The sequence below is a fragment of the Parvimonas sp. M20 genome, from assembly GCF_035282425.1.
Taxonomy (GTDB): Bacteria; Bacillota; Clostridia; order Tissierellales; family Peptoniphilaceae; genus Parvimonas.
The window spans coordinates 56,799-72,375 of the sequence record NZ_JAYKBQ010000008.1; the positions used below are offsets into that span (position 1 = coordinate 56,799).

The window sequence follows — 15,577 nt, forward strand, 5'->3', positions numbered from 1 at the left end:
TTATGTTAAAAGCAACTTTGGAAACTATTGCTAAAATAGTTGAAGGACATTTAGTTACTGTAAGTATGAAAGATGCAGTGATTGAAGGGATTTCTACAGATACGCGAAATATACAAGTAAATAATTTATTTATTCCTCTTGTAGGAGAAAAATTTGATGGACATAATTTTGCTTTTGATGCTATTCAAAAAGGTGCAGTTGCTACTTTGTGGGATAGAAAACATCCTACACCTTATCTTGATGCTGGAATTATTGTTGTAGATGATACTTTACAAGCATATCAAAAACTTGCAAGTAGTTATTTAAAGGCGACAAAAGCTAAAGTTATTGGAATAACCGGTTCAAATGGTAAGACAGGAACTAAAGATATTTTAGCTGCAATTTTAGAAGAAAAATATAGAGTTCATAAGACTGCAAAAAATCTTAATAATGAAATAGGTGTTTCAAAAACTATTATGGAAATGGATTTAGATGATCAGGCAATAGTTTTAGAAATGGGAATGGATCATTTTGGAGATATTAGAACTCTTACAAATATTGCAAAACCTGATATTGCAGTTATCACAAATATTGGAGATAGTCATTTACAAGAACTTGGAACTAAAGAAAATATTGCCAGGGCTAAGTTTGAAATTTTAGAAGGATTAAAGCCTGATGGAGTCTTTATTTATAACAATGATGATGAAGTTTTAAGAGAAGTTGTTAAGAAATATACAATTCCTCAAAGAATTATCAAAATAGGAACAAGAGAAGATTCTGACGTAATTATAAGACCTATTCGTTCCGATGAAGAGGGAAGCAGTTTTTCAATCGGAGAGTATGCTTATAGTATTCCTTTTATAGGAAAACATCAAATCTACAATGTTTCTGTTGCGATAACAATAGCAGGACTTATGGGAATGGATTATCAAGAAATTGTTAGAGGGCTTTCAAAGGTAAAACTTACAGGAATGAGAATGGAACTTATGCACTTACCAAGTTTTGATATTTTAAATGACTGTTATAAGTCAAATCCTCAAAGTTTAACTTCTTGTATAGAAACTGTTTATACTATGAAAGGCTATAAAAATAAAATTTTAATTCTTTCTGATATGTTGGAGCTTGGAGAAGATGAAAGAAGATTACATTTTTTTGTTGGAGAAAAAATAGATAGAGATAAGATTGACTATGTAATATGTATTGGAGATTTAGCTAAAGAAATTTACAATGGAGCAAATAGAAATTTCAATGTCAACCATCTTTTCCATTTTGAAACTAATGAAGGAGTTGTAAAGAAAGTTAAGGAACTCATTTCAGAAGATACTTTGATTATGGTAAAAGGAAGCAGAGGAATGAAACTAGAAAAAATTATTGAAATGTTAAAGGAGATTTAGTATGAATAAAGAAAGACTTTTAAATACGTTTTTAGATTTAGTAAAGATTTACTCACCTTCAAAAAATGAAATAAATGTTATGAAATATATAACAGAAAAATTAGAAAAGCTAGGAGTCGAATATATTTTACATGACCATTCAGCTGAATATGGCGGGAATACTCCTGTAATTATTGCAAAACTTGAAAAGAATTGTGATGACGAAAAACTTAAACCAATTTCTCTTTCAGCTCATATGGATGTTGTTGAGCCTTCAAAAGATTTGGATGTTTATGTTGAGGATGGGCTTGTTAAAACAAGAACAGAAACAACTTTAGGTGGAGATGATAAGGGTGGAGTTGCAATTATTTTGGAAACTTTTGAAAATTTAGTTGAAAATAATTTGCCACATAATGATGTGTTTGCAATTATAACTCCGTCTGAAGAAATTGGACTTTTGGGAGCGAAATCAATTAAATGGGAAGAAATTCCATCTGAATTTATGCCCGCAAAAGATATGCTAGTGCTTGATAATGGTGGCGGTTCAGATCTTGTAGCTGTTGAAGGACCTTGTATGTATAAGATAAATGTTCATTATGAAGGAGCTTCTGCTCATGCAGGAATTGAACCTGAAAAAGGAAGAAGTGCAATTATAGCTATGAGTCATGCTATTTCAAAAATGAAAATCGGAAGATTAAACGACCATACTACTTCAAATATAGGTAGCATTATATCTGAATTTCCAACAAATGTTGTCCCTAAAGATTGTAAAATCAAAATGGAAGTTAGATGTTTGAATGAAGATGAAGCAAAAGAAAATGTTGATAATTATATAGATATTTTTGAAAAAACTGCAAAAGATTTTGAAGTTAAATGTAATATTGAAGTTAAATACGATTATCCACCACTAAAACAAATTGATGGAAATAATTTATTAAATAGAGTTTTAGATGCTTATAAAAAAGTTGGAATTACAGCCAAACCAATTAAAATTGGTGGAGGTTGTGATGGAAATATTTATTTGAAAAATGGATTTCATTCTGTAATTTTAGGAGTGGGAATGTATAAAATTCATACGATTGAAGAATATTTAGTTATTTCCGATATGGAAAAAACAGCTGAGGCGGTTTTGGAATTCATTACAAAATAGGAGGGAATATGTATAAAGGATATAAATTAATTCAAGAAAAACATATAAAGGATATAAATTCTGATTGCGTTTTGCTTGAACATGAAAAAACCGGTGCTAGAGTTTTTTTGATGAAAAATAATGATGACAATAAAACTTTTAGTATTGGATTTAAAACTATTCCTACAGATAACACAGGAATTTGCCATATAATTGAGCACTGTGTATTATCGGGTTCAAGAAAATTCCAAACTAAAGAACCTTTTATGGATATGGTAAAAATAAGTACAGCTACATTTTTAAATGCTATGACTTTTCCTGATAAAACAGTTTATCCTGTTTCAAGTAGAAATGAAAAAGACTTTAAAAATTTGATGGATGTATATATGGATGCTGTTTTCTATCCAGCGATGAAATCTGATAGAAGAATTTTTATGCAAGAAGGTTGGCATTATGAACTTGAAAATGAAGAAGATGAGCTTAATATCAAAGGTGTAGTTTATAATGAAATGAAGGGGGCTTATTCTGTTCCCGAAACAACTCTTTACTATAGGGTGAATAATGCTCTTTGTCCTGATACTGTTTACGCTAAGGAATCAGGTGGAGAACCTTATGAAATTCCAAATTTAACTTATGAAGATTTCTGTGAGTTTCATTCAAAATATTATCATCCTTCTAACTCATATATTTATTTATATGGGAATTGTGATATGGAAGAAAGACTTGAATTTCTGGATAGAGAATATCTTTCAAATTTTGAAAAGGAAGAACTTGATAATTTTGAAGGAAATCAAAAACCTTTTGAAAAACCTAAAAATGTCTTTGATGAATATTCAGTGTCTAAAGATGAAGATATTAAAAATAAGACATTCTTAGTTTATGTTTCTTGCTTTGGAGAAAGTGATGGATTAAAAGACGGAATAATATCAAGAGTATTAAATGAAGTTTTGGTTGAAATGCAAGGTGCATATTTAAAAGAAGCTCTTCTTAAAGCAAATATATGTGAAGATGTATCTTCTATTTCTATGGAGGCCACAAAATATTCAAGTTTTGGAGTTTTTGTTACAAATTCAGAAAGAGAAAATTTAGATAAATTTAAGGAAATTGTAGAAAAAACTTTAACAGATATTGTTAAGAATGGAATTGAAAAAGAAAAGCTGTTTGCAGTACTGAATAGAACAGAATTTTCTGTAAGAGAACTTTTAAATTCTACAACTGCTGGAATAGAATATATGTTGCACATTTGTGACAATTGGTTGTATGGCAAAAACCCTATGGTTTCACTTTCTTTTGACGAGGCTTTGTCAGAAATTAGAGAAGAAATTTTAAATAATAGATTGTTGGAAAGAATTATTGAAGAAAAGATTTTAAATAATAATCACAAAGCGTTTATCGTTCTTTCACCAAGTGCCGGACTTAATGACAAAAAAGATTTGGCACAAAAAGAGTGGTTAAAGAGATATAAAGACTCTTTAAATAAAATTCAAGTTGAAAAAATAATTGAAAATACTAAGAATTTAATTGAATATCAACAAACTGAAAGTTCTGATGAACAAAAAGCTACAATTCCGAAGTTAAAAATTGAAGATATTGATAAAGAAACTTTAAAAATTCCAAATGAAATAGATAAAATAGAAGAGATAACGGTTTTAAAACATAATATTTTTACTTCAGGTATTAACTATGTAGATATTTGTTTTGACTTAAAGCATATCTCAAAAGATGAAATAGTATATATGTCGTTAATTGAAAATCTGTTAAAATCTTTAGACAAAAAATCAATGTCATACAAAGATTTTACTGTTGAAACATTTTTGCGTTGTGGAGGAATTTCAACTTCAATAGTAACAATGACAAATTCAAAGAATAAAGAAAAATTTGTTCCGAAATTTGTTTTAAGTGTAAAATTCTTCTCTGAAAAACTTAAAGAAACAGCTGAACTTGTTAAAATTTTGTTAAAAGAAACTGTTTTTACTGACAAGAATAGAATAAAAGAAGAAATTTTGGCTATAAAAGGTGAATTAGAACAAGATGTTATCGGAGCAGGTCATCTTTATGGAATAAATAGAGCAAAATCATATTATTCTAATAAGGCGTACTATGACGAAAAAGTTAAGGGTATTGATTATTTGAAATTTATTCAAGATTTAGCTGAGAATTTTGATGAAAAAATTGATAATGTAATTGAAAAAATGGAATTTGTTTACAATAGAATGTTCAATTTGAATGATGTAATTGTAAATATAACAACAACAGAGGACAATTTTGATAATGTAGAAAAAGAATTTGTTGGACTTGTTAAAGAATTTCCAAAGTTAGAAGATTCTCCTTATGATTTTACATTTGAAAAAGAAAATTTGAAAGAAGGAATATCAACATCTTCAGATGTAAATTATGTTACTTTTGCAGGAGATATGAAAAAATATGGAGTTGATTTTTCAGGAAGTTTTGCATTGCTTTCAAAAATCTTGAGTACAACTCATATGCATAATAATATCAGAGCGATTGGTGGGGCTTATGGAGCTGGATTTAGTATAACTAGAGATAGTGAAATTATTATGTTCAGTTATAGAGACCCAAATTTAAAATCTACAAAAGAAATTTTTTCAACTGTAGGAAAATATGTTTCTGAAATGGATATTTCTAAAGATGATTTAGAAAGTTTTAAAATTTCAATGGTAAAAGATTTTAATCCTCTATTGACACCAAAGCATAAAGGATATACTTCTATGATTATGTATATTACAGGATCAGATGAAAAAGAATTAGAAATATACCTAGAACAACTTTTAAATGCAAAATTAGAAGATTTAAAAGAACTTTCAGAAGTAATAGGAAAAACATTAAGTCAAGATACTTTTGTGGTTGTAGGAAATACAAATAAAATAAAGGAAAATTCTGAAGAATTTAATAATATTTTAGTTTTGAAAAAATAATGAAAAATTATTTTAGTTAAAATGATATATGATTTAATATGGAAAGACATAGCGTTAGTTGTGTCTTTTTTTATAGAAAATCTTTATAAATAGAACTTTTTGCATAAGAAATTACTATAATAAAATTATTGACTTAAAGAAATATTACTAATATAATAGAACAAAGGGATAAACAAATTTTAAAATTAGTGCATGGATTGGAGAAGACTTATGAAAAAAAGAAATCTAGTTTTGTTATTGGTTTCTGCATTGGTTTTATCTTCTTGTGGAAATACTGCAAAAAGAGCTGATGATAAAACTGCTACAAAAACTGATGATACAGGAGATAAACTGACTATTGGGAAAGTTGATTTAAAAGATCCTAATTTAGAAGAAAAGTGGAAAAAAGAACCAGCTTATGGAAGAAAGATAATTATAAACTTTGATGGAGGCCTTTGTGCTTCTACTTTAGGTGTAACTCACGCAAAGGGATATTTTGCAAAACAAGGATTAGAAACTCAAATTGTAAATAATCCAGAGCCTAAAGACGCTATTGCAACAGGAAAAATTGATGTTATGGTTGAACATATTTCAACATCTCTTATTCCAGCTGTGAATGGTTTAAATATAACTTTTACAAGAGCTGTAAATACAGGATGTAGAACTATGTTTGTTTTAAAAGATTCAGATATAAAGTCAACTAAAGATTTGGAAGGAAAAACAGTTGGTGTACATGGCGGAATTGGATCTGGAGATCATAATATAAGCCTTAGATTTTTTGCAAAGGATAATGTAGATCAAACTAAAGTTAAATTTAAACCAGTTGAAAGTACAGCTTTAATTCAAGCAATGAAAAATGGAGAAATACAGGCTTGTGTATTATCTGACCAATATGCAAAGGAATTTATTGATAAAGGAATAATTAGACCAATTCGTTCAATAACTTGGGATGACGATTTTAAAATTGAACCTTGTTGTGTTCTTATTTTAAATAAAAAGTTTGTTGAAGAAAATCCTATTACAGCCGCAAAGATTACGGAGGCACATAGACAAGCTAGTGAATGGGTAGAAGATCACAAAGAGGAAACAGCTGATATTGTAAAAGCAAATAATTGGGGTTCTGGAGATAGAGATACCGATATTTATTTTTTAAACGCTTATAGTTTCAGAGTTTCGGATGAACAAACTGAAAAGTCTCTTAATGATATAGTAAGAGATTACAAAAAATTTGGATTGATAGATAAAAATAAAGAGGCTAAAGATATTTTACAAAATGTTTGGAAGCCAATTAATCAAAAATAAATTTTAATCATTATTGAGAGAAGAGTTATTTAATTATAACTCTTTTTTATTATATAAAATGATATGTTAATAAGGTTTTTACTTATTAAGTAAAACTATTTCATAAAAATTACTAATAAATAGCCCTTTTACTATAAAAAATTAATATAGATAAATTGTTGACTTAATTATTTAAGATGTTATAATTTATTTAGTCAAAAATATTTTAAATTATAAACAAGATTATTACATAAATTAACAATATATTTTTGATGACTATTTATTTGGAGGATTTTTATGAATAAAAAGGGAATTAGTTTACTGTTATTATCTGCAATGTTATTTAGTGTTTCCGGTTGTGGAAATACTGCTAAAAGAGCTGACAATAAACAAAGTACTGAAAAGAAAAAGGAAAATAGTGAAAATAAAACTACTATTGCAGATGTAGATTTAAATGATCCTGATTTGGAAGAAAAGTGGAAAAAAGAGCCTCGTTATGGAACAAAAATTACTTTGGGCTATAATGGTGGACTTTGTACTTCCGGATTAGGCATTGCACAAGTTAAAGGTTATTTAGCTAAACAGGGTTTAGAGGGCGAAATTAAAAATTTAAAATTATCTGTTGCAGATGCAATTGGGACAGGTAAGTTGGATGCAACTACAGATCACATTTCAACTTCAGTTGTACCTGCTGTAAATGGAACTAATATGGTATTCACAAGAGGGGCACATACAGGATGTAAATCTCTTTTTGTTTTAAAAGATTCCAACATTCAAAAAACAAGTGATTTAATAGGAAAAGAAGTTGCAATTCACGATGGAATAGGAGCTTCTGATCACAATATAGCTTTGAGATTTTTGTCTAGAGATAAGGTTGATTATTCAAAAGTTAAATTTAAAAACGTTGAAATTGCAGCAACTATTCAAGCTATGCAAAATGGAGAAATTCAAGCCTCAATGTTTCCTGATCAATTTGCACAAAAATTTGTCGATGAGGGCATTCTAAGACCTATTCGTTCAATTACTACAGATGATGATTTTAAAGTTGAACCATGTTGTGTTCTTATTTTAAATAAAAAATTTGTTGAAGAAAACCCGATAACAGCAGCAAAACTTACTAAGGCTCATAAAGAAGCAAGTGATTGGATTGAAGAAAATAAAAAAGAAGCTGCTCAGATTATCAATCAAAATAATTGGGGTTCAGGAAATGTTAAATCTGATCAAAGATTTTTAGAAACTTATAATTTTAAAGTTACTGATGAAAGAACAGAAGAATCTTTGAAAGATGTTTTAAAAGATTATGCAGAGTTTAAGTTGATAAAAGCAGAGTCTAATTCAAAAGAAACTTTGGCTGATATCTGGAGACCGATGAAAAAATAATTTGGAGTAACTATGAGTATAGATATAAAAAATTTAACAAAGGAACAGTTGAAGGAAATAGAGCAGAAACCAAAAAGTAATTTGTATAAAGTTTTTGATAGAATTATTATATTTCTGCCTGTAATAGCGATAATTTTAGCTTTATTAGAATTTTATTATGTTCCTAATTATGGAGAAAATGGAATAACTGATGTTTATGGTATATTTTTGGGAGTGCAACTTGCTTTATTTTTAATTCTTGGAATATTATCATTTTTTATTAAAAGAGTTTATTATAAAATTAGACATATTGCTCCTCTTGCCACATTTGTTTACCTTTTGCTTATCTTATACGATTATGCAACCTTAAAGACAAATTCGCTTTTGCTACCTTATTTTCCTTGGGTGGATAATATTTTAAATGCGATGTTGACTGATAGAGCTTATTTACTAGACTGTATTAAAAATTCTTTGAAATTACTATTTACAGGATATTTCTGGGGAGTTTTAATTGGTCTTATAACTGGTATTGCATGTGGTTATAGTAAAATTGTGAGCTATTGGATTTCTCCTTTTATGAAATTGTTAGGAGCAATTCCATCTATTACTTGGATACCAGTTATAATGGTATTTGCAAGTTCTCTTTTTAAAGGTGCTGTAATAGTAATTGCTCTTGGAGTTTGGTTTTCTGTAACTATGTCTAGTTATACGGGAATTAAAAATATTGATGTGGCTTATTATGAAGCTGCAAGGACATTGGGTGCTAGTGAAAGACAGTTAATCTTAAATATAGCAATTCCATCGGCATTACCACATATTTTTCAAGGTTTAGTTATGGGGATGAGCACAGCCTGTGTATCACTCTTAGCTGCTGAAATGATAGGAGTTGAATCAGGACTTGGTTGGTATATAACTTGGCAAAGAGGCTGGGCGAAATTCTCTAATATGTATGGGGCAATAATTATAATTTGTATTATTTTTGTTATAGTAAATTTTGCTTTGGGATATATTAGAAAGAAAGTTCTTAAATGGCAAGAAGGGGTGATACAATAATGGAAAAGAGAAAATTGGAATTAAAGAATGTTACAAAGATTTTTCCTAATTTTGATAATAATGGTATCACTGAAGTTCTTCACGATATAAATTTAACTGTTGAAGAAGGAGAGTTTGTTTGTATAGTAGGTCCATCTGGTTGTGGGAAATCTACTTTGCTGAGATTGGTTTCTGGATTAATTCTTGTAACTACAGGAGAACTTACTCTAAATGATAAAATAATTGAAGGAACTAATGTTAATAGGGGGATGGTGTTTCAAAAACATACTTTATTTCCTTGGTTGACACTTAGACAAAATGTAGAATTTAGTTTTAGAATGTCAGGAAAATTAAAAGAAAATAAAGAAAAAGTTGATAGATTTATCAAGATGATAGGAATGGAAGATTTTCAAAATTTTTATCCTCACCAACTTTCAGGTGGAATGGCTCAAAGAGTTGCACTCATAAGGACTATGATAACTGAGCCTGAAGTTTTCTTGCTTGATGAACCTTTGGGAGCTTTGGACGCTTTTACTAGAATGAATATTCAGCATGAACTAATAGAAATGTGGAAAAGTAATAAAAATATGATGTTTATGCTCGTAACACATGATGTGGACGAAGCAATTTATCTTGGAACTAGAGTTATTGTTATGGCACCAAGACCTGGAGTTATAAAGGAAGATATAAAGATAGATATGGAATATCCTAGAAATAGAAATAGTGATGAATTTATTAAGCATAGAAAACATATTTTAGATGTTTTGAATTTTACAACTTAAGATGAGCTGTTTTTAATATTGACGATAGTTTAATTATGTAATGTTCCCTATAAGTAAAAGAGATGAGTTCATCGGTAACTTGTCTTTTTTACTTATAATAGATTTTACTTATGAATAATGATTATTTAATAAGAAAAAATGATTTAACATTTTAAAGATAATAATATATAATCTAATTATAGGTGTTTTTTTGATAGTTGAAAGGAGAAAAAATGAAAGACCATAATAATTTTAAACTTCCTAGTAATTTTGATGATTTTAATGAAACCAGAAAAAATGGTTTTTTAAAGATGAAAGAATTGAAAGAATCTGGGCAAAAGGTCGCTGGTATTTTTTGTACATATACTCCTCAAGAAGTTATTTATGCAGGAGGACTTATTCCAGTAAGCTTATGTGCCACAACTGAAGATTCCATAAAATATGCCGAAAGAGATTTGCCTAAAAATCTTTGTCCCCTTATAAAATCGAGTTATGGTTTTGCTGTAAGTGATACCTGTCCGTATTTTTATTTTTCTGACATTGTAATAGGAGAAACAACTTGTGATGGAAAGAAAAAAATGTATGAGCTTATGGGAGACTTCAAAGATGTTCATGTTATGCAATTACCTCAAAATAATAATGATGAGCTATCTTTGAAACTTTGGACTAATGAAATTTACAAATTAAAAAGAAAAATAGAAGAAACTTTTGATGTTGAAATAACAGAAGAAAAATTATGGGATGCCATAAAAATAGGAAATCAAGAAAGAAGAAATTTAAGAAAATTTTTTGAACTTGGAAAGCTAAATCCATCACCTTTAAGTGGAGTAACAATGAGCGGAACCCAAGATGCCTTTGGTTTTAATTTTAATAGAGAAGAAAAAAATAAAAGTCTTGTTGAAAAGACACAAGAACTTTATGAAATGTGGGAAAAAGAACTTAAAGGTAAAAAAAGTGATAGACCAAGAATTTTAATTACAGGTTGTCCGGTAGGTGGTATTCGTGAAAAAATATTGACTAAAATAGAAGAAGCTGGAGCTGATATTGTAGTCTATGAAAATTGTTCAGGAGTTCGTGAAAAGCTTGAACTAATTGATGAAACTATTGACAATCCAATTGATGCAATTGCTAAAAAATATCTTAATTTAAGTTGTTCGGTTATGTCGCCTAACGAAAAAAGGTTTAAGGATTTGGATATGCTGATAGATGAATATCAAGTTGATGCAGTTATTGAAATTGTACTTCAAGCTTGTCATACCTTTGCTGTAGAATCTACAAAGGTTAAAAAATTTGTAACAGAGAAAAAGGGGAAACCTTATATGTATATAGAATCTGACTATTCTATGACTGATGTTGGACAGGTTTCAACTAGAATTGAAGCATTTTTGGAGATGATATAATGAATATAGGAATAGATATAGGATCAACAGCTTCTAAAGTGGTTGTTTATGATAAAGACAAAGATAAAATACTTTATAAAATATTGATGCCATCAGGTTGGAATAGCAAAGAAACTTCTGGAGAGATTTATAAAAAATTAGTTGAAAATGGATTTGATGTAGATAATTCATATGTAGTAGCAACTGGTTATGGTAGAGTATCGGTTCCGTATGCGGATAGGGTTGTTACAGAAATTACAACTCATTCAAAAGGTGCAATGTATTTGTTGAAAAGAGATTGTGATGTTATTGATATTGGTGGACAGGATACGAAGATTATAAATATATCTAACGGTTTGGTCAGTGATTTTATAATGAATGATAAATGTTCTGCCGGAACTGGAAAGTTTTTGGAAGTTATGAGTAATAGACTTGGAGTTAGCTTGGACGAGATGTTTGAGTTATCCAAAGTAGGGACACCAATACCTATAAGCTCAACTTGTACAGTTTTTGCTGAATCAGAGATTATTTCACTTATGGGTCAAGGACGTGCTAAAGAGGATATTGCTAGCGGAGTTGTTCATTCAATAGCAAATAAAGTTGTAGGACAAACAAGAAAATTTAGAAATGAAGCTGATTTATACTTTTTAACAGGAGGATTTTCAAACAATCCTTATATGGTAGAACTTTTGGAAAAACTATTGGAAAAAAAAGTAGAAACTCATGAATTAGGCAGATTTGCAGGAGCGTTAGGTGCTTCACTTATGGGGAAATAAGAACCCCACCCTTCCACGATGCTTCACATCAGGTGGGTGCCCGGGAACCTTGTTGTTTCATAATAGATAAAAAGTTCTGTTTTTAACAGGACTTTTTTTTGTAATAAACTTCAAGAAAAAAGAAAGCCATAAGCTTTCTTTTCAGTGTTACGGTGATTTGGGGGTACACCGTAATTTGGAGAGAGTAACTCATCAAAATTATAATGAGTAATATAGGTTATGTTATTCTTTAAAGTAAAACACCTTTAGTGCTAAGCGCTAAAATTTTACTCAACAAAAGTATACCACTTTTTTAAAAATAAGTCAATAGTTTTTTATTAATTTTTATGAATAAATTTTCAAAAAAGGTTTTTATTGAGTTGCCAACTAGAATATAATAGAATGGTGTTTTTTAATTTTGTCTTTTATTTAAAATTGTGGTAAAATAGTTTAAAATATATAAAGTGTTTAGATAGAGAGGATTTTATGAAAAAGAAATCTTATGCAAAAATAAATTTAACTTTAGATGTAATAGAAAAAAGGGAAGATGGATATCATAATATAGATGGAATTATGCAAATGATAGATTTATATGATGAGGTTGAGGTTAAAATATCAGATAAATTTGAAATTACCTCTAATTCTAAAGATATTCCTCTAAATGAAAAAAACTTAGTTTACAAAGTTTATAATGTTATGAAAGAAAAATATAAATTTAACGAAAATTTCTCAATACATATTGAAAAAAATATACCGGTTTCTGCGGGTATTGGAGGAGGAAGTAGCAATTCAGCTGTTGTTATTGAAATTATTGATGAACTTTTGGGGCTCAATATGAGCTTAGAAGAAAAAAAACAAATTGGTAGAAGTGTTGGAGCAGATATTCCCTATTTACTAGTTGGAAAAACAGCAAGAACAAGAGGAATAGGGGATGAACTTGAAATTTTAGAAAGTTTACCAACTACAAGTATTTTAATTGTTAATAATAGTGTTGAAATTGCTACACCTTATATTTATTCAAATATAGCTCCAAGTGGTAATAGCGATAGAGTAGATAAACTTATAAGAACATATAAAGATAAGAATTATTACGAATTTTTTAATAATTTATATAATGTAATGGAAGAGGTGTCAATTTCATATTGTCCTGAGATCAAAAACATAAAAGATAAAATGTATGAATTTAATTGTACAAAATCTCTTATGAGTGGTTCAGGGCCAACTGTATTTGGTATTTTTAAGAACGATAATGACATAAAAGAAGCTTATGATTATTTCAAGAAAATTCATAAGAATACTTTTATAGTTAAAACAATGGAGAGATAGTATGGATAATAGACCAATAGGAATTTTTGATTCAGGAATAGGTGGACTTACTGTTGTCAAAGAATTGTTGGAAATTCTACCAAATGAAAAAATAGTTTATTTTGGAGATACTGCCAGAGTGCCCTATGGAAACAGAAGTGAGGAGACAATTAAAAGATTTTCTAAAGAATGTATAGAATTCTTGAATAAAAAAGACATAAAGGCTTTAATTATAGCTTGCAATACTGTTTCTGCAGTTGCTCTTGAAATGCTAAAAAAAGAATTTGATATGTATATATTGGGAGTGATTGTGCCGGGAAGCCGAATGGCAAGCAGTGTAACAAAAAATAAAAAAATTGGTGTAATAGGAACTAACGCGACGGTTTTAAGTGGAGCTTATGAAAAATGTATAAATGATGAAAATTTTGAAAATATAGTTTACTCAAAAGCCTGTCCATTATTTGTGCCTATTGTTGAAGATGGTTTGTCAGATTCTCAAATAGCATTAGATACAACTAGATTCTATTTGAACGAATTGATAAGTCAAAATGTTGATACTATTGTTATGGGTTGCACTCATTATCCAATATTGGAAAACACAATAAAATCAGTAGCTGGTAAAGATATAAAATTGATAAATCCTGCAAAAGAAACAGTTACAGAAATGAAAAGATATTTGGAGCATAATAATCTATTAAATGAAGACTCTAAAAAAATAACAGAAAATATATTTTATATAACGGATGATGAAAACAAATTTAGAAAAAATTTACTTGATTTTATAAAGATTGAAAATCCAAATATAAAAAAAATAGATTTAAAATAAGTGAATAAAAATTATAAAAAATAAGCCATTTAAAAATACTAATTATGTTTTTAAATGGCTTATTTAAATTATAATTCCAAAATTTACTATTTGCTTTTAAAAAATAAAATCTTAGGCCATACCACTGAATTTGTAACTTCACTGGCCTTATAATACCTGTTTTTTCCAATGAGTTGACCGTTTTTATCTCTAAGATTTGCAGAATCTGGATCATAAACTTCAAAATAAAGTTCATTATTTATATATTTATATCCCTTAACAATAAAAGTATGGCGTACAACTTTTGAATCATTATGACTTTTGCCAAGTTTTGGAGTGTTACGATTAAATCCGGCAATCTTGGTCATATCTGAAAAAAACATTCCAATATAACCATCTTTTATATATTTTCTAATTGGCATATCACTCATATAACCACGTTTAAAATTATATGCTACATATTTTATGTTTCTCTTTTTTAATGCATCTAACATTATATCAGGAATCCATCCTTTTCCATCGACTACATATTCATTTCTAAGGGATTCTCCTGTATCTTTACTATTTGAATCTAAAAATTTTAAAATCATAGCTGTACAAGTAGGAACACAATTATCACTGTGGTATTTTCCAGTTGAGCTTTGATCCATATACCATTCATAATCTTTATTATTAGAAACAGTAACTCCTTGTGCGGCCTCTTCTTCTCGAGTCTTTTTTTCGCTTTCTATTTCTTGTTCGTATTGTTTTATTTTGTTTTTCTTTTGTTCTGCAATTTCATTTTGTTTTTTGACTTTTTCTTCTAGTTCTTTTTCTTGCTTTTCTAAATCTTTTGCAATTCTTTCAGCTTCTTCATTAGTTTTTTTGACATTTTTATTTGTGGTTTTATTTGAACAAGCTGAGGTTGAAATAGTAATAAGTAAAGCTAAAGAAAGTAATCTAATAAATTTTTTCATATTTCCCCCTAATTTAATATAATTGTAAAATAAATTACAGAACAATTATAACACAATTTATCAATATATAAAAATAGTCACATTAATTTGCAAAAATATAAGATTTTATACAAAAAACAATAATAAAAAGTATTGACAATTATTAAAATAATTGATATAATAAAGACCCAGCGATAACTGGGTCGCTTTTTTTGTGGAATTTAATAAAAAATTTTTACAAAAAAGTGTTGACAACCAAAAAATGATGTTGTATAATATAGTGGTTGTTGTGAAACATTAAAAATTTCATATAGTGATAAAAACTTTGAGAGTACAAAGAAAAACAATAATTTAGGTGTAACAAAAAGTCAGCGAGAGCAGACGAACTTTTAATAGAGAGTTTGATCCTGGCTCAGGACGAACGCTGGCGGCGTGCTTAACACATGCAAGTCGAACGTGATTTTTATGGAAAGCCCTTCGGGGATGGAAATTAAATGAAAGTGGCGAACGGGTGAGTAACACGTGAGCAACCTACCTTACACAGGGGGATAGCCGTTGGAAACGACGAT

The 15,577-nt window shown here is 28.8% G+C and carries 12 protein-coding genes and 1 rRNA gene; 12 read left to right on the forward strand and 1 reads right to left on the reverse strand.

What is annotated here, in order from left to right; translation table 11 throughout:
• Nucleotides 1–2 precede the first annotated feature (2 nt).
• The 11 genes from VJI93_RS04965 to murI all read left to right on the forward strand — a co-directional run bounded on the left by VJI93_RS04965 (nucleotide 3) and on the right by murI (nucleotide 14,094).
• Nucleotides 3–1,373, forward strand: a complete 1,371-nt coding sequence (locus VJI93_RS04965) for a UDP-N-acetylmuramoyl-tripeptide--D-alanyl-D-alanine ligase (RefSeq protein ID WP_323999359.1) — start codon at nucleotides 3–5, stop codon at nucleotides 1,371–1,373.
• Between the two features lies 1 nt (nucleotide 1,374).
• Nucleotides 1,375–2,502, forward strand: a complete 1,128-nt coding sequence (locus tag VJI93_RS04970) for a M20/M25/M40 family metallo-hydrolase (RefSeq protein WP_323999360.1) — start codon at nucleotides 1,375–1,377, stop codon at nucleotides 2,500–2,502.
• A gap of 8 nt (nucleotides 2,503–2,510) precedes the next feature.
• The gene (locus tag VJI93_RS04975; protein WP_323999362.1) at nucleotides 2,511–5,417 is read left to right on the forward strand and encodes an insulinase family protein; all 2,907 of its coding nucleotides are present in this window, start codon (nucleotides 2,511–2,513) and stop codon (nucleotides 5,415–5,417) included.
• A gap of 210 nt (nucleotides 5,418–5,627) precedes the next feature.
• Nucleotides 5,628–6,698, forward strand: coding sequence for an ABC transporter substrate-binding protein (locus VJI93_RS04980; protein ID WP_323999363.1), 1,071 nt, complete (start codon nucleotides 5,628–5,630; stop codon nucleotides 6,696–6,698).
• Nucleotides 6,699–6,974: 276 nt separating this feature from the next.
• Entirely contained in the window at nucleotides 6,975–8,057 is a 1,083-nt protein-coding gene (locus VJI93_RS04985) for an ABC transporter substrate-binding protein (protein ID WP_323999365.1), read from the forward strand.
• A gap of 12 nt (nucleotides 8,058–8,069) precedes the next feature.
• Complete coding sequence (locus tag VJI93_RS04990; RefSeq protein ID WP_323999366.1) at nucleotides 8,070–9,089, forward strand: ABC transporter permease; 1,020 nt, start codon at nucleotides 8,070–8,072, stop codon at nucleotides 9,087–9,089.
• The gene (locus VJI93_RS04995) at nucleotides 9,089–9,850 is read left to right on the forward strand and encodes an ABC transporter ATP-binding protein (protein WP_323999367.1); all 762 of its coding nucleotides are present in this window, start codon (nucleotides 9,089–9,091) and stop codon (nucleotides 9,848–9,850) included. Before VJI93_RS04990 ends, VJI93_RS04995 begins: the two co-directional genes overlap by 1 nt.
• A 212-nt stretch (nucleotides 9,851–10,062) precedes the next feature.
• A complete protein-coding gene (locus VJI93_RS05000; RefSeq protein WP_323999368.1) occupies nucleotides 10,063–11,229 on the forward strand; it encodes a double-cubane-cluster-containing anaerobic reductase in 1,167 nt (388 codons plus the stop codon).
• Nucleotides 11,229–11,984, forward strand: coding sequence for an acyl-CoA dehydratase activase (locus VJI93_RS05005; RefSeq protein ID WP_323999369.1), 756 nt, complete (start codon nucleotides 11,229–11,231; stop codon nucleotides 11,982–11,984). Before VJI93_RS05000 ends, VJI93_RS05005 begins: the two co-directional genes overlap by 1 nt.
• A gap of 465 nt (nucleotides 11,985–12,449) precedes the next feature.
• On the forward strand, nucleotides 12,450–13,289 hold the full coding sequence (ispE, locus tag VJI93_RS05010; protein WP_323999370.1) for a 4-(cytidine 5'-diphospho)-2-C-methyl-D-erythritol kinase: 840 nt from the start codon (nucleotides 12,450–12,452) through the stop codon (nucleotides 13,287–13,289).
• A 1-nt stretch (nucleotide 13,290) separates the two neighbouring features.
• On the forward strand, nucleotides 13,291–14,094 hold the full coding sequence (gene murI, locus VJI93_RS05015; RefSeq protein WP_323999372.1) for a glutamate racemase: 804 nt from the start codon (nucleotides 13,291–13,293) through the stop codon (nucleotides 14,092–14,094).
• 86 nt (nucleotides 14,095–14,180) lie between these two features.
• Here murI and VJI93_RS05020 read toward each other — a convergent pair whose 3' ends face one another.
• Complete coding sequence (locus VJI93_RS05020; protein ID WP_323999374.1) at nucleotides 14,181–15,029, reverse strand: hypothetical protein; 849 nt, start codon at nucleotides 15,027–15,029, stop codon at nucleotides 14,181–14,183.
• A 368-nt stretch (nucleotides 15,030–15,397) separates the two neighbouring features.
• Here VJI93_RS05020 and VJI93_RS05025 point away from each other — a divergent pair.
• Nucleotides 15,398–15,577 (forward strand): 16S ribosomal RNA (locus tag VJI93_RS05025); the annotation flags it as partial.